The following is a 23,648-nucleotide window of genomic DNA, read 5'->3' on the forward strand; positions in this document are numbered from 1 at the left end:
ATTCCCGCCATGAATGCAGAGCCGTTCGCCCATGTTCCCCTGAGGGCGCACCGCGCGCCGGACCCGGCCCCGATCGAGGAACCGGCGCCCGATCCCTTCGATACGCCCCATCCGCACCACCAGCCCGGCCACCCGCATCTGCCGCAGGGCGAGGAGGAACCGGTGCCCGATCCCAAGCCCAGCCTGTTTTCCTGAAGCTTTACAGCACCGCGCCGGCTACCCAGGCATAGGCAGGAATGCCCAGCAGGATGTTCAGGGGGAAGGTGACCCCGAGCGACATGCTGAAGTACACCGACGGGTTGGCTTCCGGGATCGCATAGCGCAGCGCCGCCGGGACGGCGATGTACGAGGCGCTGCCGGCCAGCACCATCAGCAGGGTGGCGTTGCCCACCGATAGGCCGAGCAGGGCGGCCAGGCAGAGGGCCAGGCTGGCATGCACCACCGGCGCACCGGCCGCGTAGGCCAGCAGCCAGCGCGACTGGTTGCGCAGCTTGCCCAGGTTGCGTGCGGTGTGCAAGCCCATGTCGAGCAGGAAGAAGGCCAGCATGCCCTTGAACAGGTCGATCGAGAAGGGCGCCATGGCGGCCTTGCCGGCTTCGCCCGTCAGCAGGCCCACTGCCATGGCGCCGATCAGCAGCAGCTGGGTGCCGTCGGTAAATGACTCGTGCAGGATCTTGCCGAGGCCGACGCGCGGTCCCGGCGCGCCCAGCGTGGCGCTGCCGTTCGCGCCCGGCAGCACGGCCGGCGCCCCGGCCTGGCGCAGCGAATTGGCCAGCACCACGGCAATCACGATGGCGGGCGACTCCATCAGGGCCATCGCCGCCGCCATGTGGCCGCCATAGGCGATCCCGTGGACGTCCAGGTATTGGGTCGCCGTGATGAAGGTGACCGCGCTGACCGAACCGTAGGTGGCCGCGACCGCGGCCGCGTCGAAGCCGGACACGAAACGCTTCAGCAAGGGATAGGCGGCCAGCGGGATGGCGACCGCCAGCAGCACGGCGGCGCCGAGGCTGGCCGCGATTTCCGCGGTCAGGCCGGATTGGGCGAGGGCGAAACCGCCTTTCAGGCCGAGCGCCATCAGGAGGTAGAGCGACAGGAAGCGCGCGATCGGCTGGGGAATCTCGAGGTTCGATTTCACGCAGCCGGCCAGGATGCCGAAGGCAAAAAACAGGATGGCAGGGTCGAGGAAGTTGTTCATGTGTTCGGACTCAACAGAAGGTCCTGCATCCTAAGCGCTGCCGGCAATAAAGAAAAATCGATTATTATGATGCGTGGTATAGATAAATCTCTATGAACGCGACCTTTCGCCAGCTGCGCCTCTTTCTTGCCTTTGCCGAACACCTGAGTGTGACGGCGGCCGCCCGCGCCTGCCATGTAACGCAGCCGACCGCGTCGATGCAGCTGCGCGAGCTGGCCGACGGGATCGGCATGCCGCTCTATGAGCAGGTGGGCAAGCGCTTGTACCTGACCGCGGCCGGGGAGGCCCTGGCGCGCACGGCGCGCGCCATGATGGACGAGTGGACGGCCTTCGAACAGCACATGGACGGCATCCAGGGCATGACCCGCGGCCGCCTGCGGCTGTCGGTGGTCAGTACGGCAAGATACTTCGTGCCCCGTCTTCTCGGAACCTTTTGCGCGGCCTTTCCGGATATCGACATCGCGCTCGAAGTGCTCAACCGCGACGGTGTGCTCAAGCGCCTGCGCGACAACCTCGACGACCTCTACATCATGTCGATGCCGCCGGGCGACCTGGAACTCGAGCGCCACGCCTTCCTGTCCAATCCCCTCGACGTGATCGCCTCGGCCTCGCATCCGCTGGTCGGGCGCGAGCGCATCGCCTTGGCCGAGTTGGCGCCGCTGCGCTTCATCCTGCGCGAAAAGGGATCGGGAACCCGGCTGGCCTGCGACCGGCATTTCAAGGCGCTGGGATTCCGGCCGGACGTGCGCATGGAGCTGGGCAGCAACGAAGCGATCATGCAGGCAGTGGCGGCCAGCCTGGGCCTGGGTGTGATCTCGCGCCATGCGCTGGGCGAGCGTCCGGCCGAGGAGCATCTGGTGTCGCTCCCGGTGGAAGGATTTCCGGTGCAGTCGAACTGGTGGACGCTGTACCGGAAAGGCAAGAAGCTGTCACCGGTGGCCGCGGCCTTCCTGCATCACCTCGAGCATGCCGGCCGGGCGGGGAAGCATTCCTAGTTGCGCCGCAGCGGGCAGCGGTAGCGCACCAGCGGCGGCGTGCTCCTGAGGTCGGTCAGGCTGCGCCCGTCGCGCGCCAGCTGGAAGTGGGCGGCATGCAGACGCGTTTCTCCTTCCCCCTTCAGTTCGGCGATCAGGACGAGTTCCCGCTCGCGCGCCACCGCGGCCCGCACCGGGCCGGTGCTCTCGAAGTAGGCTAGCTGGTTGCCATGCAGGCGCAGCACCGAGTCGTTGCGCGATGTGCCGCAGTCCTTCAGGTGCATGTTCCATTCGCCTTGATAAGCGCGCGGGATCTTCTGCTGGGGCTGGGCAGCGCCGTCGAGGCTGGCGAGCAGCAGCAGCAGGGGCACGAACTGTTCTGTCATCATCTCTGCCTCCGGAGGGCCAGGCGGATTAATCGAAGGCCCAGGCGTACAGCACGTCCAGCGCGGTATTGGTGCCGGTCTGGAACTGCAGCGTGATGCGCGGGGTCCATTTGTAGCGCAGGCGTACCAGGCTCGAGGCCGTGGTCGCGCCCTGCTCGAAGCTGAGGTAGGTGCGCGACGAGATGCGCTTGCCCACCGTCACTACCGTGTCCGCCAGGCCGCCGTTGCCGCCGTTCGCCTGCTTCAGGCCCAGTTCGTCCACGCCGAGCGAGGTCGCCAGCTTCTGCGTGATGCCGCCGGTGCCGCCCTTGCCGCCGAGCAGGGCGGCGGCCGCGGCGGCCAGCACGTCCTTCTCGTTGCCGCTGGTGCCTTCCATGCCGTGGCCGAGCACCAGCCAGGACAGTTTCTCGCTGTCCGGCACGTTCGGCGTCGATACCAGCCGCGCTTCCGGCGCCTGGGCGGTGCCGCGTACCTGCACGCCAGCTTCCACATTGGTTTCGGTCAGCTGCTCGCCCTCGGGCCGCGCGCGCACTGCCAGCACGTCGAGCGCCGGGTTGTCGTAGGGACCGCTGAAGGTGATGACGGCGCGCCGGATCTCCAGCCGCTGTCCATAGGCCGCATAATCGCCTTCGACCGCGCGGATGGTCCCGTTCACGCGCGGCGCGCCGGCGCCGACCTTGCGCATGCGCACGTTGCCGGCCAGGGTGGCGTCGATGCCCAGGCCGCGCAGTCGGAACTCGTCGCCCAGGTCGGCGCGCAGGTCGATGGTGAGCGGCAGTTCTTCTTTCTTGTTCGAGGGCTGCGGCCTGGTGCCGCCCTGGCCCAGCACGATGACGTCGTCCGACATGGTCGGCCGGCCCTGCGGCGCGAATTCGATCAGGGCGCGGTCGGCGCGCACGTTGCCTTCGATCGCGAAGCGCTCGGCGTCGCGCACCAGCGAGGCCTTGCCGCTGAGGACCACGGTGCGGTCCGGGCGCGACAGCGCTTCGAGCTTGTCCAGCGTCAGACGCAGGTCGGCCGCGGCCAGGCCGCTGGAAAAGCGCAGGAAGCCGTCGGCCGAGGCGCTGCCCTGGCGGCCCTGGAAGTAGAGGCGCTGCAGCTGCAGCCGGTCGCCGGCCAGGCTGGCGCGCAGCTCGCCGTTCTGCAGGCGCAGGCCCTGTTCGGGCCAGCGCACCGCCAGCTTGTCGCCCTGCACGCTGCCGTCCAGGCGCGGCGTGCCGATCGTGCCGGTTCCTGTCAGGGCCAGGCGCAGCGCGCCGTCCAGCTCGAGCCCGGACTGGCCGGCGAACGAGGCCAGCCAGGCGATCGAGCCGATGTCGGCCCTGGCCGTCATGCGCAGCGGGCTGTCGCCGTCCAGGCGGCCCTGCAGCAGCTGGGCGGTGGCGTCGACCTCGACGCTGCCGGTGCGGGCGCCGTCGAGGTCGAGGCCGACCTTCAGCGAGCTGCCGACGACGTCGGCGCGCGCCTCGAAAGTGCGCAGGCCGAGCGGCACCGGGCGGTCGCCGCCGGCGATCACGTCGCCCTTTTCGCGGAACACGTGGACCATGCCGTCCAGCGCCGGTGCGCCGCCGGTGGCGGTCGCGGTGCGCAGGTCGAGCTCCCATTTCGCGCCCAGGGTCAGGTCGCCGCGCGCGTTGTCGCGGATGGTGGGCGAGAACTGCGACAGGTAGGTGAGCGGCACGTTGTCGGCATGGCCGCGGCTGGCCCAGCGCGGGCCGTTCTTGACCAGCGAGTCGACCGTGATGCTGCCGGCCGGCAGGCGAATGACGGCGCCGTTGAAGGCGATGCTTTGCGGCTTGGCCAGGCCCATGAATCCGCTGCCGGGCGCGCCGCTGATGCGCAGCGGCACCGGTGCCTGCAGCGTCATCGCGTAGCGGCCGCGGTTCTGCAAGGCGGCCAGGGTACCGCTCCAGGTGTCGCGCGCGAAGCCGCCGCGCACCTCGAGGTTGGCATCGAAAGCGTCGCCGACCGCGGCCGCGCGCAGGGTATGGGCGCCGCGCGTGCCTTCCGTTTTCAGGCTGGCAGAAGCGACGCGGGTGTCGCCGCTGGCGTACTCGGTGACCTGGATGTCGGTCGCCAGTGCGTCGTTGGCGCCGCGACCGGAGCCGAGCTTGGCGCTGGCGCGCAGCGCGCGGATGCTGTGGACGCCGAGCAGGCGCAGGTTCTGGCCTTCCAGCGCGGCGCCGAACGAGGGCGCATCCATGGTGCCGGAAAGAAGGCCCTGGCCGCGCAGCACGCCGGCGAAGTCGGGGCCGAGCGCGGCCAGCTGCGGGGCGTCGATGCGCCAGTCAAGTTGATCCTTGCCCGCGCCGAAGCTGCCCTTGGCGGCCAGCACGTTGGCGCCCACGTGCAGGTCGACGTCGGCATGCGAGATGTGGCGGCGGTCGGCCGTGAGTTTGGCGTGGCCCCACAGCGGCGAATTCGACAGAAGCGAGTCTTGCACCCGCAGGTCGACCGCGCCGCGCCAGTCGGCCCCGCTACGGCCGCTGGCGTCGAACGCGCCGTTGATCGAGCCGGCCAGGGGCGAACCGAAGGCGGCGGGATTAAAGCGCTGCATCGCGCCGCTCATCTTCGCTTCGACGAAGCGCGCGCCTTCGCCCCCGGCCAGCCAGGCTTCGCCGCTGGCGCGCAGGCTGCCGCCCGCATTCTTGCGCTGGGCGGCGACCCAGCCCAGGCCATTGGCATTGACTTCGAAAGTGGTGCGCGGCGCCGCCATGCTGCCGGTGGCGACGCCGCTTGCCGTGACGGCGCCGTACAAGTCGCTGCGCAGCGCCGACAGCTGGCGTCCGTCGACGCGCCATTGCAGGCGGTCGCCCGCGCCGCCGAAGGCGCCCCTCAAGGCCACCGTGTTCTGGCCCAGCGCCAGGTCGGCATCGATGCCGCTGATGCGCTTGGCGTCAGCGTGCAGCTTGCCCTGGCCGGACAGCGCCTGGTTCATCAGGCGGCTACGGCGCACCGCGAAGTCGGCATCCACGCGCCAGGCCGGGGCGAGCGCGCCGGCCGCATTGACGCTGGCGTTGATGTCGGCTTGCGGGAAGTCGCCGAAATCGGCCGGGTTGAAGCGGCTGGCGCTGGCGCTGGCCTTGAAGGCCTTGTCTTCCAGCAGGTTCATGCTGCCGCTGAGGTCTACCCGGCTGCTGCCGCTGGACAGGCGCGCTTCGCGCACCGTGACCACGTTGTTCTGCAGCGTCGCCAGCGCGGCCAGGCGCAGCGCCTTGTCGGCCAGGTTGGCCTGCAGGGTTTGCGTGTCGCCGGCATTCGTCACCTGGATGTCGCCGCGGATCGCGGTGGGCTTCATGGCGGAATGGATGCCCTTCAGGTCGAAGCGGTCGGTGTGCAGGGTGAAGCGCGCGGTGCCGAGACCTTCCTCGTTCTTGTCGCGCTGCACGCCGCCGGTGCCCGTGAAGCGGCCGGCGGCGCCGAAATCCATCAGCACGTCGGACACCTGCAGGGCGTCCAGGTTGCCGCCCAGCTGGCCGCGCATGAGGCGCAGCGGCAGGCGCTGCTGGTCGATGGTGCCTTCCGGCCCGTCGTTGCTGATGTCGACGCGGCCGCTGATATTGCGTTTGTCGTCCAGCTTGCCGGCGATGGCGAAAGTCAGGTCGGCGGTCGGCAGCGACGGGTTGAAGAAGCCCGGGTCGACGTTGCGGCCGTTGATGCGCATTTCGCGCAGCGGAATCTCGGCATAGGGCGAGAGCACGAAGCGGGCGTCGCCCACCGCGCGGCCGGCCTGGCCATTGGCGTCGACCAGGGTGGTCTCCAGGTCGCCGCCGAGCTTCAAGCGCAGCTGGGCGGCTCTGGCGCCGGCCTTGGCCTGCGACTGGGTCAGGCTGGCGGTGGCGTCGAGCTTGAAGGGGCGCTGGGCGCCGATGCTGCCGTTGGCGGCCACCTCGCCCCAGGGCGTCACGGCGGCGGCGTCGCGTAGCTGCCAGCGCTGCTTGCTGCCCTCCACGCGCAGGCGGATGTTGTCGATGTGGGTTTCCGCGCCCTGGTTGACGAAGGTGGCCCGGTTCAGGCGCGCGTCGTCGATCGAGACCGTGAACGGCGGCGCCAGCGTCGCCGGCATCGGCGAGCGCTCCTCGCTTTCCTTGAGGGTCTCGACCCGCAGGTTGGCCGCGTGCAGCTTGTCCACCAGGATGCCGCGCGAGACGATCTGCCCCGGCGACCAGTGCAGGTTGATCTTGTTGGCGATGACCAGCTGCTCGTCGGTGCGCCACACCGCGCGTTCGATGGTCATGGTGCCGTACAGGGAGCCGCGCACGCCGGTCAGGGTGAGCTTGCCGCCGGTGGACGCGGCCACCTTCTGCGCGATCATCTGCAGCGTGGTCTCGCGCCCCAGGTACCAGAGCGTGCCGCCGACGATCACGCCCGTGACGACGACGCCGATGGCGACGCGGCGCGGCCAGCGCCGCGGCTTGGGCTGCGCCGCGGGCGTAGCCTGGTCGGTGGAGGTGTCGTTCGTGTCCATCAGAAGGTGAATCCCAGGGAGAAGTGCAGGCGCGCCTTTTTCACGGCATGGCCATAGGCCAGGTCGACGTTGATCGGGCCCACCGGGCTGCGCCAGCGCGCGCCGACGCCGAAGCCGGATTTCGGTTTCAGGTCGCCGACCTTGTCGGCGGCATTGCCGACGTCATAGAACACGGCCACGCCCCAGGGCGGGCGGAAGAAATACTGGTATTCGGCGCTCGCGGTGAGCAGGTACTTGCCGCCGACGATGGCGCCGTTCTCGCGCACGCCCAGTTCGCGGTAGCCGTAGCCGCGCACCGACTGGTCGCCGCCGGCGCGGAACAGGAAGGTCGACGGCACGCCCAGCTTTTCCTTGGCCGCCACCGCGCCGAATTCTCCGCGCAGCACCAGGGTGCCGGCTTCGCCCAGCGGCTTGAACATCTGGCCGCGCAGGTAGAGGCGCAGGAATTTTTCGTCGGTCAGGATCGGCAGCAGGGCGCCGCCCAGCTGGCCCTGCAGCACGTAGCCGTTGGTAGGCTGGATCAGGCTGTCGAGCTTGCGCTTGGTGATGGCGTAGGTAAGCGGCACGCTGCGCGCGGTGGTCGGCTCGCTCGGCGGCACTTCGCGTCGTTCGATCAGCGCTTCGAGCGTCAGGCTGCGCTCGAGCAGGGGCGAGCCCCAGGAACGGCGCGCCGCGACCGTGGCCAGGGTGGTGATCTCGCCGCGCACGTCGTTGCGCTCGACGCCGGCGCCGACGCTGTCGTTGTAGCCCTTGGGCGTGGTCGGCCAGAAGAAGTCGACGCGCGCGGTCTGGCGCCGCTGTTCGTAGATCAGGTCGCTCTTCATGCGCTTGCCGAACACGTTCAGGTCGTCGTAGCTGGCCTGGGCACGCGCGCCGGTATCGGTCGAGAAGCCGAGGCCGACCTCGACGTTCTTGCGCTTGTTCTCGACCACGCGCACCAGCACCGGCAGCACGGTCGGGCCGGTCGGCGGTTCCGGCGTGGCAGGGTTGGCGTCGGCGTCGCCGTCGCCTTCCTTCAGTTCCTGCAGCTCGGCGTTGAGCACCTGGCGCATGTCGGCGCTGACCTCGACGCTGCTGAAGTAGCCGGTGTCCTGCAGGCGCGATTGCAGGGCGGTCAGCGCCGCCTCGCTGTACTGGTCGCCCGGATTGATCTTGTTCAGGTTGGTGATGACCTCGCGCGGATAGCGTTTCAGGCCGCGGATGCGCAGCTCGCCGAAGCGCATCTCCGGGCCGCTGTCGATGACCACGCGCAGCAAGGCGCGGCGCTCTTCCGGATCGACGGTGGCGCTGGTTTCCACCAGGCGCGCACGCGGGAAGCGCGTCTGCGCCACTTCGCGCAGCAGGCCGCGCTTGGCCGCTTCCCAGTCCTCCTGGCGGAAGCGCGCCCCCACCGGCAGCGACCAGCGCTGGCGCAGGGCGCCGGCGTCGAACGGCGCGCTGCCCTCGTCGATCGGGGCGAAGCCCTGCAGCACCAGGTCGACGTCGCCGACCACGGTGGCCGGACCTGGATCGACGATGACGCGCGCCACCGGCCGGCCGCCGCTGGTATCCAGGCCGGCCGAGATCTTGGGCGAGTAATAGCCCTCGGTGGCGATGAAGGTCCTGGCCTGTTCCGGGGCTTCCTTGACCAGGCGCTGCAGCTGCTCCATGTCCACGCGCGGGTTGCCGCGCCAGCGCATCAGGTCGAGGTTTTCCTCGAGCATGTTCTCGATCTGGCGCGGGGCGTCGATGCGGACCTGGTAATCGATTCCCTGTGCGTGCAATGCCGTTGCAAATAGCAATGCGCCCATGCCGGCCAGGAGACGGGGCAGGGGGCGCAAACGGCGCGGGATCGATCTTGCAGGAAACATAAGACTCCACAGATAAAATTCATGGCAATCTTAACGGATTGGCAAAAATGATGACGAACTCTTCGCCCAGCAGTGCGCTTGCCGCGGCGCACGCATGCCCCTGTTTTATGCCAGAATTCGCGCTTTCTTCCGTTCACGGACCTCGATCATGCACACCAACGACACCGCCCTCGTCCTGTTCAGCGGCGGCCAGGATTCCACCACTTGCCTCGCGTGGGCGCTGCAGCGCTATGCGCGCGTGGAGACCATCGGCTTCGACTATGGCCAGCGCCACGCCATCGAGCTGGACGTGCGCCTGCCGCTGCTGGCGAAGATGCGCGCACTGCGGCCGGACTGGGACGCGCGCCTGGGCGAGGACCACCTGATCGACCTGTCCCTGATCGGCAAGATCTCGGATACCGCCCTGACCAGCAATGTGGCGATCGCGATGCAGGAAAACGGCTTGCCGAACACCTTCGTGCCGGGCCGTAACCTGATGTTCATGATGGTGGCGGCCACGGTGGCCTACCGGCGCGGCCTGAACGTGCTGGTGGGCGGCATGTGCGAGACCGATTTCTCGGGCTACCCGGACTGCCGCGACGACACCATGAAGGCGCTGCAGGTGGCCCTGAACCTCGGCATGGCCACGCGCCTGAAGGTCGAGACGCCGCTGATGTGGATCGACAAAGCCGAGACCTGGCAGCTGGCCCAGGACTGCGGCGGCGAGGCGCTGGTGGACCTGATCCGCTTCGACACCCATACCTGCTACCTGGGCGAGCGCGGGGAGGCCCATGCCTGGGGGCATGGCTGCGGGACCTGCCCGGCCTGCGCGCTGCGGGCGCGCGGCTACCAGCAGTACGTGGCGCGCAAGGGCGCTTGATTAAGGGCTGTTGCGCAAGAACTCCGCTTCCTGCCCGCCGTCCATCAGCTGCTGTTCCGGAATACGGCTGACCCTGAGGATTCTGCCCTCTTTAGCGTAGACGAGAAAGGTCTGACCGACGTCTTTCTCCCTTGGGCAAGCTGTCCTGGATGTTGCTGTGGCAATTGACCACGACCAGGGTCTGGTTGGTCCGGAAGCCCAGCGCCAGGCCCGTCGGGTACTTGCCTTTGATTTCAGTGGGGTTGAGGAAGCTTGCCTGGTGTGCCCGCATGACGGTGGGAGAAGCGGACCCGGCATCGACGGTCATGTCATGGTAGGTCAGTTTCTGCAGGTAGCCGACAAACACCAGGTCCGCTTCGTCCCTGAGCGCCAGGACCTTCGCCTGCATCGTGCGCAGGGCTGCCTCGCGTCCGCGGCCGACTTCCTCCGGGGAGTAGAGCCGGCATGCCGATGCCGGGATGGCCGCGCTACCGGCCAGGAGGAGCAATACGGCAACGAAGGTCGGTATCGAAGCAGGCATGGGATGAACGATGGCGAGTGGTATGTCGCCATCATGCCCGATTCCGTGCGGCCGAAAATGCGCGAAAGCTCACATCGCCGGCCTGCGCCTCATTCCGGTACCCGGGCGATCGCCTTGATCTCGAACTGGAAGCCGTACAGCCAGGTCACCCCCACCGCCGTGATATTGGGGTAGGGCGCCTCGCCCCAGTATTCGCGCGCCACCTCCCAGATACGCTCGAATGTCGACTCCGGATCGACGATGAACACGGTCACGTCGACCACGTCCCCAAACGTGCAGCCGGCCGCATCCAGCACGGCATTCAGGTTCTGGAAGGCGCGCCGCACCTGGGCATCGAGTTCCGGTTCGGGCGAGCCATCCTCGCGGCTGCCGACCTGGCCGGACACGAACAGGAAGCCGCCGGAACGTACGGCGGGCGAATAGCGGTTCTGTTCATACAGGGCCTGGCGGCCGGCCGGGAAAACGACATCACGGATAGTCATGGGTGCACTCCTTGCTGTTGGTGGATGCTCGCACTGTAGCGCTCCGATTTGCCCAGATAAACCACCAAATGACGTCAAGACTGTTTGTATAATCCACACAATCGATAGCGGAGGCCTGATGGACAGATTTGACGGCATGCGGGCATTCGTCCGGGTGGTCGAGGCGGGCAGCTTTACCCGGGCGGCCGAGACGCTCGGCATGAGCCGCACCAGCGTGACCCAGCTGGTGCAGCAGCTGGAAGCCCACCTGCGCCTCAAGCTGCTCAACCGCACCACCCGCAAGGTGAACGTCACCGCCGACGGCGCCGCCTACTACGAGCGCGTGGTGCGCCTGCTGGCCGAGCTGCACGACATCGAGAACAATCTTCCCGGCTCTTCAAACGCGCCGCGCGGCCTGTTGCGGGTGGACGTGCCCAGTCCGTTTGCGAACATGATCCTGGTGCCGGCGCTGCCGGCCTTCCACGCGCGCTACCCCGAGATCCAGTTCGACCTCGGCGCCAGCGACCGCAAGGTCGACCTGATCGGCGAGAACGTCGACTGCGTGGTGCGCGGCGGCCAGGTGTCCGACCTGTCGCTGGTGGCGCGCCACGTCGGCGATCTGCAGCTGGGCGTCTATGCGGCGCCTTCCTACCTGGCCCAGGCCGGCACGCCGCTGCACCCCAATGATCTGCAGGACCCGCGCCACCGCATCGTGCGCTTCCGCTGGGCCAACGGCCTGCCTTACGCCATGCACAGGAGCGGCGAGACGGTGAAGATCGGCGGGCGCTACGTACTGGCGATCGACGACGGCAACGCCTACCTGACGGCGGGCCTGGCCGGATTGGGCGTGCTGTGGCTGCCCGACTACATGGCGCGCGAGCATGCGGCCAAGGGGGCCTTGGTGCGCCTGTTCGCGGATTGGGAGATCGACCCGATGCCGCTCTACGTGGCCTATCCGCCCAACCGCTACCTGGGCAAGGCGCTGCGGGTGTTCATCGACTGGATCGTGGAGTTGATGGGGCAGCATGCGCCGCTGGCGGCGAAGCTTCCTACTGGTGCGGCTGCCCGTTCGACGCCATCAGGCCCGCATCCACCGGCAGGTTCACCCCCGTGATCAGGCGCGCATCCTCGCTCGCCAGGAACACCATCGCCGCCGCAACGCCCTCCGGATCCTCGGGCGCGCCGAGAGGCATGCGCTTGTTGAATTCGGCGACCAGCTCCGGATCGTTCACCATGTCCTCGGTCATCCGGGTAACCGTGAAGCTCGGATTGACGGCGTTCACCCGCACGCCATCCTTGGCCGCATCCATCGCCATCGCGCGCACCATGTTGCTGACGGCGCCCTTCGAGGTGTTGTAGGCGAACAGCTCCCAGTCGCCGCCCAGCCCCGACACGGAAGAGGTCATGACGATCGAACCGCGGGTCTTCACCAGCTCGGGCATCGCCGCCTTGGCCATGTGGAAGTAGCCGGCCACGTTGACCGCCATGACGCGCTCGAAGTCTTCCTCGCTGGTCGCCATGATGTCGCCCTCGGTCGCCACCCCGGCGTTGTTGACGAGGACGTGCAGCCCGCCGAACTTCTCGACCGCGGCCTTGACGGCGGTGACGGCCGTTTGCCTGTCGGCGGTATCGCCGACCTGCACCAGGATGCGGTCCTGCGGCAGTGCGGCAGCGGACTCTTGAAGGCAGGCTGCGTCGATATCGAGCATCACGACCCGGGCGCCCTCGTCGAGGAAGCGGCGGGCAACCGCCAGGCCGATGCCGGAAGCCGCACCTGTCACCAGTACGGTCTTGTCCTTGAAGCGGTTCATCCTTCCTCCTTCGAGCGCGCGTGTGAACGGGTCGAACGACCATAGCACAGCTCCGCGAACCCGGATTTTCAAATGCAGACAGGCAAGCCCGACCGATACCCCTGAGGTATCGATTGCATACCAAATCAGTGTTGGACTGAGCCCGCGGGCTTAACTACTCTGCAATGCAGGAAGCGCCCACGACGGCGCTTCTCCAGAAAAAACGAAACGGAGACAGCATGCAGGGTCAGGGCCATCACAGCCGTGGCGCGGGCGAAGCCATGCCCGCGCTGTCCAATACGCAGCATGGCGGGGCAGCTTCCATGCTGCCCGCCATCGTCGCCGGCTTCCTGGCCGTGCTGGTCTCGTTCTCCGGCCCGCTGGCGATCTTCTTCCAGGCGGCCCAGGCGGCGCGCATCTCGAACGAGATGTCCGCCTCCTGGGTCTGGGGCATCTCCATCGGCGCGGCCGTCGCCGGCATCGTTCTGAGCTGGCGCCTGAAAATCCCCGTCATCACCGCCTGGTCGGCGCCGGGCACCGCGCTCCTGATCACGCTGTTTCCGGACCTGTCGCTGAACGAGGCGGTCGGCGCCTACCTGACGGCCGCCGCGATCCTGCTCGCCATCGGCCTGTCCGGCTGGGTCGAGCGCGTCGCCGCCTGGGTGCCGCCCGGGGTGGCCAGCGGCATGATGGCGGGCATCCTGATTCCCTTCGGGCTCAAGGCATTCACCGGCCTGCAGACCATGCCGGTGCTGGTGCTGGGCATGCTCGCCGCCTACCTCGTCTTCAAGCGCACCACGCCCCGCTACTGCATCGCGCTGCTGCTGGCCACCGGCGCGGCCATCGCCTGGGCCGGCGGGAGCACCGATGTCGGCGGGCTCGCCTTCGAGCTCGCGCTGCCGCAATTCATCCAGCCGGCCTGGTCCTGGTCGAGCACCTTCAGCCTGGCCCTGCCGCTGGTGCTGGTCACGCTCACCGGCCAGTACCTGCCGGGCATGACGGTCCTGAGGACCTCGGGCTACGACAGCCCGGTGCGGCCGATCATCGCCACCAGCAGCCTGGTGTCGCTGCTGGTCGCCTTCAGCGGCGGCATCACGATCGCGATCGCCGCCATCACGGCCGCCATGTGCACCGGCCGCGAAGCGCACGAGGATCCGGGCCGCCGCTACATCGCCGGCATCGCCAACGGCGTCTTCTACCTGGTCGCGGGACTGTTCGGCGGCTCGATCGTGATGCTGTTCGCGGCCTTCCCGAAAGAGCTGGTGATGACCCTGGCCGGACTGGCGCTGCTCGGCCCGATCCTGGCCAACCTCGGCGCCATGGTGGCCGCGCAGGACCACTGCGAGGCCTCCCTGATCGCCTTCGTGGCCACCGCCTCGGGCACCAGCTTCCTCGGCCTGGGCTCGGCCTTCTGGGGCATCATCATCGGGATCGTGGCCTGCCGGGTGCTGCACGGCCCCCGCAACAAATAACACCCACAAACGACAGGAGACAGCAACATGCGACACATCGACGTACACAAGCTGGCCGACGAGGCCCGCTTCAACCGCTTCCATCTCGGCATCCTCACCTGGTGCGCGCTCATCATCATCTGCGACGGCTACGACCTGGCCGTGGCCGGGATCGCGCTGCCCTCGATCATGCAGGAGATGGGCGTCACCGCCCAGAGCGCCGGCTTCATGGTCAGCTCGGCCCTGTTCGGCATGATGTTCGGCGCGATCTTCCTCGGCACCATCGCCGACAGGATCGGCCGGCGCCTGGCGATCGTCATCTGCCTGGCCCTGTTCAGCGTGTTCACGGCGGCCGCCGGCTTCGCCAGCGACCCCTACACCTTCAGCGTGATGCGCTTTCTCGCCGGCCTGGGCATCGGCGGCGTGATGCCGAACGTGGTAGCCCAGATGACCGAGTATTCGCCCAAGCGCATCCGCTCCACCATGGTCACGCTGATGTTCAGCGGCTATGCGGTGGGCGGCATGCTGGCCGCCCTGCTGGGCAAGGGCATGATCGAAGCCTACGGCTGGCAGTCGGTGTTCCTGGCCGCCGGCGTGCCGGTGATCCTGATTCCCTTCATCCTGAAAGGCCTGCCCGAATCGATGCCCTTCCTGATCCGCCTGGGCCGCCAGGCCGAGCTGCAGGACATCCTGGTGCGCATGGAGCCGAGCTACCGCGTGCAGAAGGACGACAGCTACACGCTGCCGGCGGCCGACCGCGCGCAAGGAGCGCCGATCGGCCGGCTGTTCCAGGACGGCCGCGGCTTCTCCACTATCATGTTCTGGATCGCCTTCTTCATGTGCCTGTTCATGGTGTACGCGCTCAGCTCCTGGCTGGCCAAGCTGATGGCCGGCGCCGGCTACAGCCTGGGCTCGGCCCTCACCTTCGTGCTGGTGCTGAACTTCGGCGCCGTGATCGGCGCGGTGGGCGGCGGCTGGCTGGCCGACCGCTTCCACATCAAGTATGTGCTGGTGGGGATGTACCTGCTGGCCGCGGTGTCGATCACGCTGCTGGGCTACAAGGTGTCGACGCCGGTGCTGTTCCTGCTGGTCGGCCTGGCGGGCGCCTCGACCATCGGCACCCAGATCGTCACCTATGCCTATGCCGGCCAGTTCTACCCGATGGCGGTGCGCTCCACCGGCATCGGCTGGGCCTCGGGCGTCGGCCGCAGCGGCGCGATCCTGGCGCCGATCGTGATCGGCACCCTGGTCGGCATGGCCCTGCCGCTGCAGCAGAACTTCCTCGCGATCGCCATCCCCGCCGCCATCGCAGCGGTGGCCGTGGCCTGCATCCGCCACGGCCGCTCGGCCTCGGCCCGTCCGGCGCTGCGCAGCGCCACACTGGCGGAACCGACCAAGGCCTGATTCCAACCCTGGCACAACACCTGGCCGCCCCCTGAACGGGGCGCGGCCCGTGCACGTGCGCGCGTACGAATACAAACAGAAGGAGACATGCATGAAAGCAGTACCAAGCCTCGCCCTTGCCGCCATGGTGTGCAGCGCCGCCGCCCATGCCCAGACCCAGGTCACGGTGTACGGCATCGTCGATGCCGCCGTGGCCCGCACCACCAATGCCGACGCCGCCGGCAATGCCCTCACCAAGGTCTCTTCGCTGTCCGGCAGCCTGCCTTCGCGCATCGGCTTTCGCGGCAGCGAAGACCTGGGCGGCGGCCTGGCCGCCGTGTTCGCGCTGGAGAGTGGCTTCAATCCGGACACCGGCGTCTCGGGGCAGGGAGGACGCCTGTTCGGGCGCCAGGCCTGGATCGGACTGAAGGGCAATTGGGGCACGCTGCAGGTCGGGCGCATCCTCAACATGACTTTCCTCGCTACCGCCAAGAGCGACGTGCTGGGGCCGAACCTGTTCTCGATCAACAGCATCGACCTCTACCTGCCGAACGCGCGCAGCGACAATGCGGTCGGCTACCTGGGTAGCTTCCAGGGCGTCACCGTGGGCGCCACCTACAGCTTCGGGCGCGACGCCTCGGCCGCGGGCGGCCCCTCGGCCACCAACTGCGGCGGCGAGGTGGCCGGCAACAGCAAGGCCTGCCGCCAGGTGACGGCGCTGCTCGGCTATGACGGCGCCGCGTATGGGATGAACGTGAGCTATGACAAGCTGTATGGGAACACGGGCGCGGCCGGCGGCCTTACCAGCAGCGAACGCTTCGACCGGCGCGTCACCGTCAACGGCTACGCCATGCTGGGCGCGACCAAGGTCGGCGCGGGCATCATCGACCGCAAGACGGATGCGGCCACCGGCATTGCCGAGTCCGACCTGGTCTACCTCGGTGTGAGCCACCCGCTGGCACCTGGCCTGACCCTGGATGCGCAGGTGGCGCGCAAGGATGTCAAGCGCTCCGGCGACGATACCAGGATGGCCGTGGCGCGCCTGACCTACGCGTTCTCGAAGCGCACCGCGGTGTACGGGGCGGTGGGGCGGATGGACAACGACGGCCTGGCCGCCGTCGCCCTCGACGCCGGCGGCACGGTGGCGCCGGGAGGAGCGCAGAACGGCGTCATGGCGGGCTTGCGTCACGCATTTTAAAGCGTCTCCTTGGTGTGCGGCAGCCCGTAGTCGTCGTAGATCTCGTAGATCACCGCCAGCATCTGTTCCAGCTCCGGCGTGCGCTCCATGTGACGCACGCTGAAGAAGATCGGCGAGAACGCGTGCTTGTCCTCGATGGGACGGTACACCACGTTCCGGTGGTGCATGCCCTGCACGCTCGCCGGCACGATGGCCAGGCCCTGTTCGGCCGCCACCAGGCCCATCGCGATCTGTAGTTCGCGCACTTCGACCACGTGGTCCGGGGTCAGGTGCGCTTCGCTGAACAGGCCCAGCACCTGGTCGGCGAAGCTCGGGCGCGGCGTGCTCGGGTAGACCAGCAGCGGCTCGTGCACCAGGTCCACCAGGCGTAGCGGCGCGTCGCCGGCGGCCAGGCGGTGGCCGGGAAATAACGCCAGCACCATGCGCTCCTCGCGCAGCAGGATCCGGCGGATGCTCGGATCCTCGCTCTTCAGGCGTCCGAAGCCGACGTCGATGCGGCCTTCCTTCAGGGCCTTCATCTGTTCGATGGTGGTCATCTCGTGCATCACCACTTCGACCTCGGGATGGGCCGCGCGGTAGCGCCGGATGATGTCCGGCAGCAGGCCGTACAGGGTCGAGGCGACGAAACCGGCGTTGATGGTGCGCTCCAGCTTGCCCACGCGCTGGGTCATGCTCTTGAGGTCGCGCACCTGGTCGAGCAGGGGCTTGGCATGGGCCAGGAAGAACTGCCCGGCCTCGGTCAGGCGCAGCGGACGGGTGCCTTTTTCGATCAGGGCCACGCCCAGGTATTCCTCGAGCTGCTGGATCTGGCGGCTCAGCGGCGGCTGTGCGATATGCAGGCGCTCGGCCGCCCGGGTGAAGTTGCGTTCTTCCGCCACGGCGACGAAATAGCGCAGGTGACGCAGTTCCAACATCATACCTCCCAGGTATCGAATCGATACCAACTTAGTCTTGGACGACGCTGTTAAGCGGGATTATCGTGCTTCTACCGACAGAATTATACGCATTGAATATGAAAACCAATATCGCGAACATCGAAACTTTCCTGGTCGACGTGCCGACGATCCGCCCCCACAAGCTGTCGGTCGCCACCATGAATACCCAGACCCTGGTGCTGGTGCGGGTGCGCTGCGAGGACGGCATCACCGGCTGGGGCGAGGCCACCACCATCGGCGGCCTGGCCTACGGCGAAGAGAGCCCGGAAAGCATCAAGACCAATATCGACACCTACATCGCCCCGCTGCTGGTCGGCATGGACGCAAGCGGCGTGGCCAAGGCGATGGCCAAGCTGCGCAAGGCATTCCAGGGCAACCGTTTCGCCAAATGCGCGATCGAGACCGCGCTGCTGGACGCCCAGGCGCGCCGCATCAAGGTGCCGCTCTCGGAACTGCTGGGCGGCCGGGTGCGCGACGCGCTGCCGGTGGCCTGGACCCTGGCCAGCGGCGACACCAGCCGCGACATCCAGGAAGCCGAGCAGATGCTCGAGCTGCGCCGCCACCGCATCTTCAAGCTGAAGATCGGTCTGCGCGAAGTCGACCAGGACGTCCAGCACGTGCTGGCCATCAAGCGCGCGCTGGGCGACCGCGCCAGCGTGCGGGTCGACGTCAACCAGGCCTGGAGCGAGCTCGATGCCGTGCGCGGCATCGCCGCCCTGGAAGCCGGCGGCGTCGACCTGATCGAGCAGCCGGTCAAGGCCGGCAACGTCGCGGCGCTCGCCAGGCTGAAGGCGCGCTTCGATGTGGCAATCATGGCCGACGAAGCCCTGCACGGCCCGGACGACGCGATGGCGATCGCCCGCGCCGACGGCGCCGACGTGTATGCCGTCAAGATCAACCAGTCCGGCGGCCTGACCCCGGCGTTGGAGGTGGCGACCGTGGCGCGTCTGGCCGGCATCGACCTGTACGGCGGCACCATGCTCGAAGGCGGCATCGGCACCGCGGCCACCGCCCACGTCTGCGCCACCTTCGCCGAACTGGCCTGGGGCACCGAGCTGTTCGGGCCCCTGCTGCTGACCCAGGAAATCCTGGCCGAACCGCTGGTCTACCGCGATTTCATGCTGCAGGTGCCGACCGGCCCCGGCCTTGGCGTCGAGCCCGACCTGGACAAGCTGCATGCAATGCAGCGCCGCTAACCGAATACCCGAGGAGACCAGACATGCTGTTCCACGTCCGCATGAACGTTCAACTGCCGCCATCGATGCCGGCGGATGAAGCCGCCCGCCTGAAGGCCGACGAGAAGGTCCTGGCCCAGCGCCTGCAGGAAGAGGGCGCCTGGCGCCACCTGTGGCGCATCGCCGGCCAGTACGCCAACGTCAGCATCTTCGACGTCGAGAGCAACGAAGCCCTGCACGCGCTGTTGATGTCGCTGCCCCTGTTCCCCTACATGCAGATCGAGGTGACGCCCCTGTGCCGCCATCCGTCCTCGATCCGGCTTGACGATCGCTAACCCACCACCCATACCTAAAGGAGACTGAAATGAACCACGCAGATATCGAAACCCTGGCGAAGAACTGGGTCGTGGACGCCGCATCGAAGCCGGCCGACCCGCGAGTGCAGCAAGTCGTCGTGCGCCTGCTGGGCGACCTGTGCAAGGCCATCGAAGACCTCGACATCAGCCCGAGCGAATTCTGGAGCGGCGTGTCCTACATGTCGGCCGCCGGCGCCGCCAACGAGCTGGGCCTGCTGGCCGCCGGCCTGGGCCTGGAGCGTTTCCTGGACATCCGCGCCGACGAAGCCGAAGCGAAAGCCGGCCTGGAAGGCGGCACCCCGCGCACCATCGAAGGCCCGCTGTACGTGGCCGGCGCCCCGGAAAGCGTGGGCTTCGCCCGCCTCGACGACGGCACCGAAAGCGCGCAGGCCGAAACCCTGTTCATGCAGGGCACCGTGTTCGACGGCGCCGGCCAGCCGCTGGCCGGCGCCAAGGTCGAAGTCTGGCACGCCAACCTGCTGGGCAACTACTCCTTCTTCGACCGCACCCAGTCGGACTTCAACCTGCGCCGCACCATCGTCACGGACGAAGAGGGCCGCTATGCCTTCCGCAGCATCCTGCCCAAGGGCTACGGCTGCCCGCCGAACGGCACCACCCAGCAGCTGCTCGACAAGCTGGGCCGCCACGGCCAGCGTCCGGCCCACATCCACTTCTTCGTGTCCGCGCCGGGCCACCGCAAGCTGACCACCCAGATCAACATCGACGGCGACGAGTACCTGTGGGACGACTTCGCCTTCGCCAGCCGCGAAGGCCTGGTGCCGGCGGTGAAGCGCATCGACGACCCGGCCCAGCTGGATGCGAAGCGCGTGGACGCGCCGTTCGCCTCCATCGACTTCGATTTCCGCCTGTACCGCGACACCGCCGGCGCCCCGAGCCCGGTGGTGGAGCGCGCCCGCGCCGCCGCCTGAGGAGAACGCCATGATCCCGATCCGTCCGGTCAGCGCTTTTGCCCCGAAGCGCATCGACGACTACCTGATCGAAGACGAAGCCAGCGGCGACTACCGCCTGCACCGCAACGCCTTCACCGACGAAGCCCTGTTCGAACTCGAGCTGAAGCACATCTTCGAGGGCAACTGGATCTACCTGGCCCACGAAAGCCAGGTCCCGAACGTCAACGATTACTACACGACGCACATCGGCCGCCAGCCGGTGTTCATCGCGCGTAACCGCCAGGGCGAGCTGAACGCCTTCATCAACGCCTGCAGCCACCGCGGCGCCCAGCTGTGCCGCCACAAGCGCGGCAACAAGGCGACCTACACCTGCCCGTTCCACGGCTGGACCTTCAACAACAGCGGCAAGCTGCTGAAAGTGAAGGACCCGGAAGACGCCGGCTATCCGGAGTGCTTCAACAAGGAAGGCTCGCACGACCTGAAGAAGGTGGCGCGCTTCGGCAACTACAAGGGCTTCCTGTTCGGCAGCCTGAATCCGGACGTGCCGTCGCTGGAAGAGTTCCTGGGCGACGCCGGCAAGATCATCGACATGATCGTCGACCAATCGCCGGACGGCCTGGAAGTGCTGCGCGGCTCCTCGACCTATACCTTTGATGGCAACTGGAAGCTGCAGGCCGAGAACGGCGCCGACGGCTACCACGTGAGCGCGGTGCACTGGAACTACGCGGCCACCACCAGCCGCCGCAAGGAAGAGCAGGCGATCCGCGAAGACAAGATCCGCGCCATGGATGCCGGCAAATGGGGACGCCAGGGCGGCGGTTTCTACGCCTTCGACCACGGCCACATGCTGTTGTGGACCAAGTGGGCCAACCCGGAAGACCGGCCGAACTTCGCACGCCATGCCGAGTACGCCGAGCAGTACGGCAAGAGCACCGCCGACTGGATGGTGGAGCGCTCGCGCAACCTGTGCCTGTATCCGAACGTCTACCTGATGGACCAGTTCGGCTCGCAGATCCGCGTGCTGCGTCCGCTGGCCGTGAACAAGACCGAGGTCACGATCTACTGCATCGCCCCGAAAGGCGAATCGGATGAAGCCCGTGCACGCCGCATCCGCCAGTACGAGGACTTCTTCAACGTCAGCGGCATGGCCACGCCGGACGACCTGGAAGAATTCCGCGCCTGCCAGGAAGGCTATGCCGGCGGCGCCATGCAATGGAACGATATGTGCCGCGGCGCCACCCACTGGATCAAGGGTCCGGACGAGGCGGCCAAGGAGATCGGCCTGCAGCCGGTGATGAGCGGCCTGCGCACCGAGGACGAGGGTCTGTACACGGTGCAGCACCGCTACTGGCTGGAAGTGATGAAGGACGCCCTGGCCAAGGAAGGGGAATCGAAATGAGCGAAGTTACCATGGACAAGCTGTGCGCCTTCCTGTACCGCGAGGCCCGGCTGCTCGACGACGAGCAGTGGGACGACTGGCTGGAATGCTACGACCCGGAGGCGCAGTTCTGGATGCCGGCCTGGGACGATGACGGCAAGCTGGTCTCGGACCCGCAGCGCGAAATCTCGCTGATCTACTACCCGACCCGCCAGGGCCTGGAAGACCGCGTGTTCCGCATCAAGACCGAGCGCTCCAGCGCCACCATGCCGGACACCCGCACCAGCCACAACATCGCCAACGTGGAAGTCGAGAAGCTTGAGGGAACGCGCCTGACGGTGCGCTTCAACTGGCACACCCTGAGCCACCGCTACAAGACAACCTACAGCCATTTCGGCATGTCGCGCTACGTGATCGAGTTCGGCGGCGCGACGCCGAAGATCCTGGACAAGTACGTGGTCCTGAAAAACGACTACATCAGCCAGGTCATCGACGTGTACCACATCTGATTGACAAGCAAGCAGCAACACAGGAGCAGGAGACCTTGATGAGCCATACCATCGCACTGCAGTTCGAGGACGGCGTGACCCGTTTCATCAGCTGTAACCCCAACGAGAAACTGGCGGACGCCGCTTACCGCCAGAAAGTCAACATTCCGCTCGACTGCCGCGATGGCGCCTGCGGCACCTGCCGCGGGCTGTGCGAATCCGGCCAGTACGAGATGCCGCCGGAGAGCTACATCGAGGACGCGCTCGAGCCGCAGGATGCCGCGGCAGGGTACGTGCTGGCCTGCCAGATGCGTCCCACCTCGGACTGCGTGGTGCGCATCCCGGCCACCTCGAGCGCCTGCAAGACCGGCGTGCACAGCTTCGCCGGCAAGATCGCCGAAGTGACGGCGCTGTCGCCGTCGAGCTTCCGCTTCTCGGTGGCGCTGGACACGCCCGACGCGCTCGACTTCCTGCCCGGCCAGTACGTGAACGTCACCGTGCCCGGCACCCAGGAAACCCGCTCGTATTCGTTCAGTTCGGCGCCGGGCGCATCCCTGGCAAGCTTCGTGGTGCGCAACGTGCCCGGTGGCCTGATGAGCGGCTACCTGGGCGGCGCGGCCAAGGTGGGCGACGCGGTCAGCTTCGCCGGCCCCTTCGGCAGCTTCTACCTGCGTCCGCTCCAGCGTCCATTGCTGCTGCTGGCAGGCGGCACCGGCATCGCGCCTTTCCTGTCGATGCTCGACGTGCTCGACAAGCAGGGCTTCACCCAGCCCGTGAAAATGGTCTACGCCGTCACCAACGACCACGACCTGGTCGAGCTGGAGCACCTGGACCGCATCGCCGCCGCGCATCCGCAGTTCGAGTACCTGACCTGCGTCTCGAGCGACGCCAGTTGCCACCTGCGCAAGGGCTATGCCACCGCGCACGTCGAACCCGCCTGGGTGAACGGCGGCGACGTCGACGTCTACCTGTGCGGCCCGGTGCCGATGGTGGAGGCGGTGCGCGGCTGGCTCGACGGCCAGGGCGTCAAGCCGGCCAACTTCTACTTCGAGAAATTCTCGGCCAGCAGCGGAGGTGCAGCATGATCCATCCGGACCGTTTCAAGGACCAGGTGATGGTCGTGACCGGCGCCGCCCAGGGCATCGGCCGCGGCGTGGCCCTGGCGGCGGCGCGCGAAGGCGCCCAGCTGCTGCTGGCCGACCGCTCGCCGCTGGTGCATGAGGTGGCGCAGGAAGCCGCCGCGCTCGGAGCCCAGGTGGTGGTGGTCGAGGTCGACCTGGAAACCTGGGCCGGGGCGAGCCAGATGGCGGCCCGCGCGCTCGAGGATTACGGGCGCATCGACATCCTGGTCAACAACGTGGGCGGCACCATCTGGGCCAAGCCCTACCAGGAATACGAAGAGGCGCAGATCGAGGCCGAGATCCGGCGCTCGCTGTTCCCGACCCTGTGGGGATGCCGGGCGGTGCTGCCGGCCATGCTGGCAGGCGGCGGGGGCGCCATCGTCAACGTGTCCTCGGTGGCCACGCGCGGCATCTACCGCATTCCGTACTCGGCGGCCAAGGGCGGCGTCAACGCTCTGACCGCCAGCCTGGCCTTCGAGCACGCCGGCAACAACATCCGCGTCAACGCGGTGGCCACCGGCGGCACCGAGGCGCCGCCGCGCAAGGTCCCGCGCAATCCGCAGCCGCTGAGCGAGATGGAAGAGCTCTGGTATGCCGGCATCGTCGAGCAGACCCGCTCGAGCAGCCAGATGAAGCGCTACGGCACCATCGACGAACAGGTCGGCGCGATCCTGTTCCTGGCTTCGAACGAGGCATCGTACATCACGGGAACCGTGCTGCCGGTCGGCGGCGGTGACCAGGGATAA

22 protein-coding genes are annotated in these 23,648 nt (G+C 67.7%); 14 read left to right on the forward strand and 8 right to left on the reverse strand.

Going from position 1 to position 23,648, the window contains the following annotated elements; translation table 11 throughout:
- Positions 1 to 9: 9 nt before the first annotated feature.
- Positions 10 to 195, forward strand: a complete 186-nt coding sequence (locus MasN3_RS04240) for a hypothetical protein (RefSeq protein ID WP_281912620.1) — start codon at positions 10 to 12, stop codon at positions 193 to 195.
- Positions 196 to 199: 4 nt separating this feature from the next.
- Here the strand turns inward: MasN3_RS04240 and MasN3_RS04245 are convergent, their stop codons facing one another.
- Entirely contained in the window at positions 200 to 1,198 is a 999-nt protein-coding gene (locus MasN3_RS04245) for a sodium-dependent bicarbonate transport family permease (protein WP_281912621.1), read from the reverse strand.
- Positions 1,199 to 1,290: 92 nt separating this feature from the next.
- Here MasN3_RS04245 and MasN3_RS04250 point away from each other — a divergent pair, with 92 nt between their 5' ends.
- Entirely contained in the window at positions 1,291 to 2,193 is a 903-nt protein-coding gene (locus MasN3_RS04250; protein ID WP_281912622.1) for a LysR family transcriptional regulator, read from the forward strand.
- Here the strand turns inward: MasN3_RS04250 and MasN3_RS04255 are convergent.
- Genes MasN3_RS04255 through MasN3_RS04265 form a run of 3 tightly spaced genes read right to left on the reverse strand, consistent with a single transcriptional unit; the run spans position 2,190 to position 8,876 of the window.
- Positions 2,190 to 2,561: a hypothetical protein gene (locus tag MasN3_RS04255; RefSeq protein WP_281912623.1), complete on the reverse strand. Its 372-nt coding sequence runs from the start codon at positions 2,559 to 2,561 to the stop codon at positions 2,190 to 2,192. The genes MasN3_RS04250 and MasN3_RS04255 overlap by 4 nt on opposite strands.
- Before the next feature lie 25 nt (positions 2,562 to 2,586).
- Positions 2,587 to 7,026 carry a translocation/assembly module TamB domain-containing protein gene (locus MasN3_RS04260; protein ID WP_281912624.1) on the reverse strand — a complete coding sequence of 1,480 codons (4,440 nt, stop codon included), beginning with the start codon at positions 7,024 to 7,026 and terminating at the stop codon, positions 2,587 to 2,589.
- A complete protein-coding gene (locus MasN3_RS04265) occupies positions 7,026 to 8,876 on the reverse strand; it encodes an autotransporter assembly complex protein TamA (RefSeq protein ID WP_281912625.1) in 1,851 nt (616 codons plus the stop codon). The genes MasN3_RS04260 and MasN3_RS04265 overlap by 1 nt, the downstream gene beginning before the upstream one ends.
- A 148-nt stretch (positions 8,877 to 9,024) precedes the next feature.
- Between MasN3_RS04265 and queC the strand changes: the two genes are divergently transcribed.
- Complete coding sequence (queC, locus tag MasN3_RS04270; RefSeq protein ID WP_281912626.1) at positions 9,025 to 9,735, forward strand: 7-cyano-7-deazaguanine synthase QueC; 711 nt, start codon at positions 9,025 to 9,027, stop codon at positions 9,733 to 9,735.
- A 91-nt stretch (positions 9,736 to 9,826) separates the two neighbouring features.
- Here the strand turns inward: queC and MasN3_RS04275 are convergent, their stop codons facing one another.
- Both MasN3_RS04275 and MasN3_RS04280 read right to left on the reverse strand, forming a co-directional pair.
- The gene (locus MasN3_RS04275; protein WP_281912627.1) at positions 9,827 to 10,255 is read right to left on the reverse strand and encodes a hypothetical protein; all 429 of its coding nucleotides are present in this window, start codon (positions 10,253 to 10,255) and stop codon (positions 9,827 to 9,829) included.
- Between the two features lie 89 nt (positions 10,256 to 10,344).
- Positions 10,345 to 10,737 (reverse strand): RidA family protein, encoded by a 393-nt coding sequence (locus tag MasN3_RS04280; RefSeq protein WP_281912628.1) that lies wholly within the window; start codon positions 10,735 to 10,737, stop codon positions 10,345 to 10,347.
- Between the two features lie 118 nt (positions 10,738 to 10,855).
- Between MasN3_RS04280 and MasN3_RS04285 the strand changes: the two genes are divergently transcribed.
- Complete coding sequence (locus MasN3_RS04285; protein WP_281912629.1) at positions 10,856 to 11,830, forward strand: LysR family transcriptional regulator; 975 nt, start codon at positions 10,856 to 10,858, stop codon at positions 11,828 to 11,830.
- Here the strand turns inward: MasN3_RS04285 and MasN3_RS04290 are convergent.
- The gene (locus tag MasN3_RS04290) at positions 11,766 to 12,527 is read right to left on the reverse strand and encodes an SDR family NAD(P)-dependent oxidoreductase (protein ID WP_281912630.1); all 762 of its coding nucleotides are present in this window, start codon (positions 12,525 to 12,527) and stop codon (positions 11,766 to 11,768) included. The genes MasN3_RS04285 and MasN3_RS04290 overlap by 65 nt on opposite strands.
- Before the next feature lie 218 nt (positions 12,528 to 12,745).
- Here MasN3_RS04290 and MasN3_RS04295 point away from each other — a divergent pair, with 218 nt between their 5' ends.
- The 3 genes from MasN3_RS04295 to MasN3_RS04305 all read left to right on the forward strand — a co-directional run bounded on the left by MasN3_RS04295 (position 12,746) and on the right by MasN3_RS04305 (position 16,538).
- Complete coding sequence (locus MasN3_RS04295; RefSeq protein WP_370662329.1) at positions 12,746 to 13,978, forward strand: benzoate/H(+) symporter BenE family transporter; 1,233 nt, start codon at positions 12,746 to 12,748, stop codon at positions 13,976 to 13,978.
- A 27-nt stretch (positions 13,979 to 14,005) separates the two neighbouring features.
- Positions 14,006 to 15,361 (forward strand): MFS transporter, encoded by a 1,356-nt coding sequence (locus MasN3_RS04300; RefSeq protein ID WP_281912631.1) that lies wholly within the window; start codon positions 14,006 to 14,008, stop codon positions 15,359 to 15,361.
- A gap of 91 nt (positions 15,362 to 15,452) precedes the next feature.
- On the forward strand, positions 15,453 to 16,538 hold the full coding sequence (locus MasN3_RS04305) for a porin (protein ID WP_281912632.1): 1,086 nt from the start codon (positions 15,453 to 15,455) through the stop codon (positions 16,536 to 16,538).
- Here the strand turns inward: MasN3_RS04305 and MasN3_RS04310 are convergent.
- Positions 16,535 to 17,449: a LysR family transcriptional regulator gene (locus MasN3_RS04310; protein WP_281914630.1), complete on the reverse strand. Its 915-nt coding sequence runs from the start codon at positions 17,447 to 17,449 to the stop codon at positions 16,535 to 16,537. The genes MasN3_RS04305 and MasN3_RS04310 overlap by 4 nt on opposite strands.
- A gap of 101 nt (positions 17,450 to 17,550) precedes the next feature.
- On the opposite strand from MasN3_RS04310, the gene MasN3_RS04315 reads away from it, so the two are divergent.
- From MasN3_RS04315 to MasN3_RS04345, 7 genes are read left to right on the forward strand one after another with little or no spacing between them, the layout of a single operon-like run.
- Positions 17,551 to 18,669 (forward strand): muconate/chloromuconate family cycloisomerase, encoded by a 1,119-nt coding sequence (locus MasN3_RS04315; protein ID WP_281912633.1) that lies wholly within the window; start codon positions 17,551 to 17,553, stop codon positions 18,667 to 18,669.
- 23 nt (positions 18,670 to 18,692) lie between these two features.
- Entirely contained in the window at positions 18,693 to 18,983 is a 291-nt protein-coding gene (gene catC, locus MasN3_RS04320; protein WP_281912634.1) for a muconolactone Delta-isomerase, read from the forward strand.
- A 29-nt stretch (positions 18,984 to 19,012) separates the two neighbouring features.
- Entirely contained in the window at positions 19,013 to 19,933 is a 921-nt protein-coding gene (gene catA, locus MasN3_RS04325; protein ID WP_281912635.1) for a catechol 1,2-dioxygenase, read from the forward strand.
- Positions 19,934 to 19,943: 10 nt separating this feature from the next.
- Positions 19,944 to 21,314 carry a benzoate 1,2-dioxygenase large subunit gene (benA, locus tag MasN3_RS04330; protein WP_281912636.1) on the forward strand — a complete coding sequence of 457 codons (1,371 nt, stop codon included), beginning with the start codon at positions 19,944 to 19,946 and terminating at the stop codon, positions 21,312 to 21,314.
- The gene (benB, locus tag MasN3_RS04335) at positions 21,311 to 21,802 is read left to right on the forward strand and encodes a benzoate 1,2-dioxygenase small subunit (protein WP_281912637.1); all 492 of its coding nucleotides are present in this window, start codon (positions 21,311 to 21,313) and stop codon (positions 21,800 to 21,802) included. The genes benA and benB overlap by 4 nt, the downstream gene beginning before the upstream one ends.
- A gap of 38 nt (positions 21,803 to 21,840) precedes the next feature.
- Positions 21,841 to 22,866: a benzoate 1,2-dioxygenase electron transfer component BenC gene (gene benC, locus MasN3_RS04340; RefSeq protein WP_281912638.1), complete on the forward strand. Its 1,026-nt coding sequence runs from the start codon at positions 21,841 to 21,843 to the stop codon at positions 22,864 to 22,866.
- Positions 22,863 to 23,648: a 1,6-dihydroxycyclohexa-2,4-diene-1-carboxylate dehydrogenase gene (locus MasN3_RS04345; RefSeq protein ID WP_281912639.1), complete on the forward strand. Its 786-nt coding sequence runs from the start codon at positions 22,863 to 22,865 to the stop codon at positions 23,646 to 23,648. Before benC ends, MasN3_RS04345 begins: the two co-directional genes overlap by 4 nt.

This window comes from Massilia varians (assembly GCF_027923905.1).
GTDB lineage: Bacteria > Pseudomonadota > Gammaproteobacteria > Burkholderiales > Burkholderiaceae_D > Telluria > Telluria varians_B.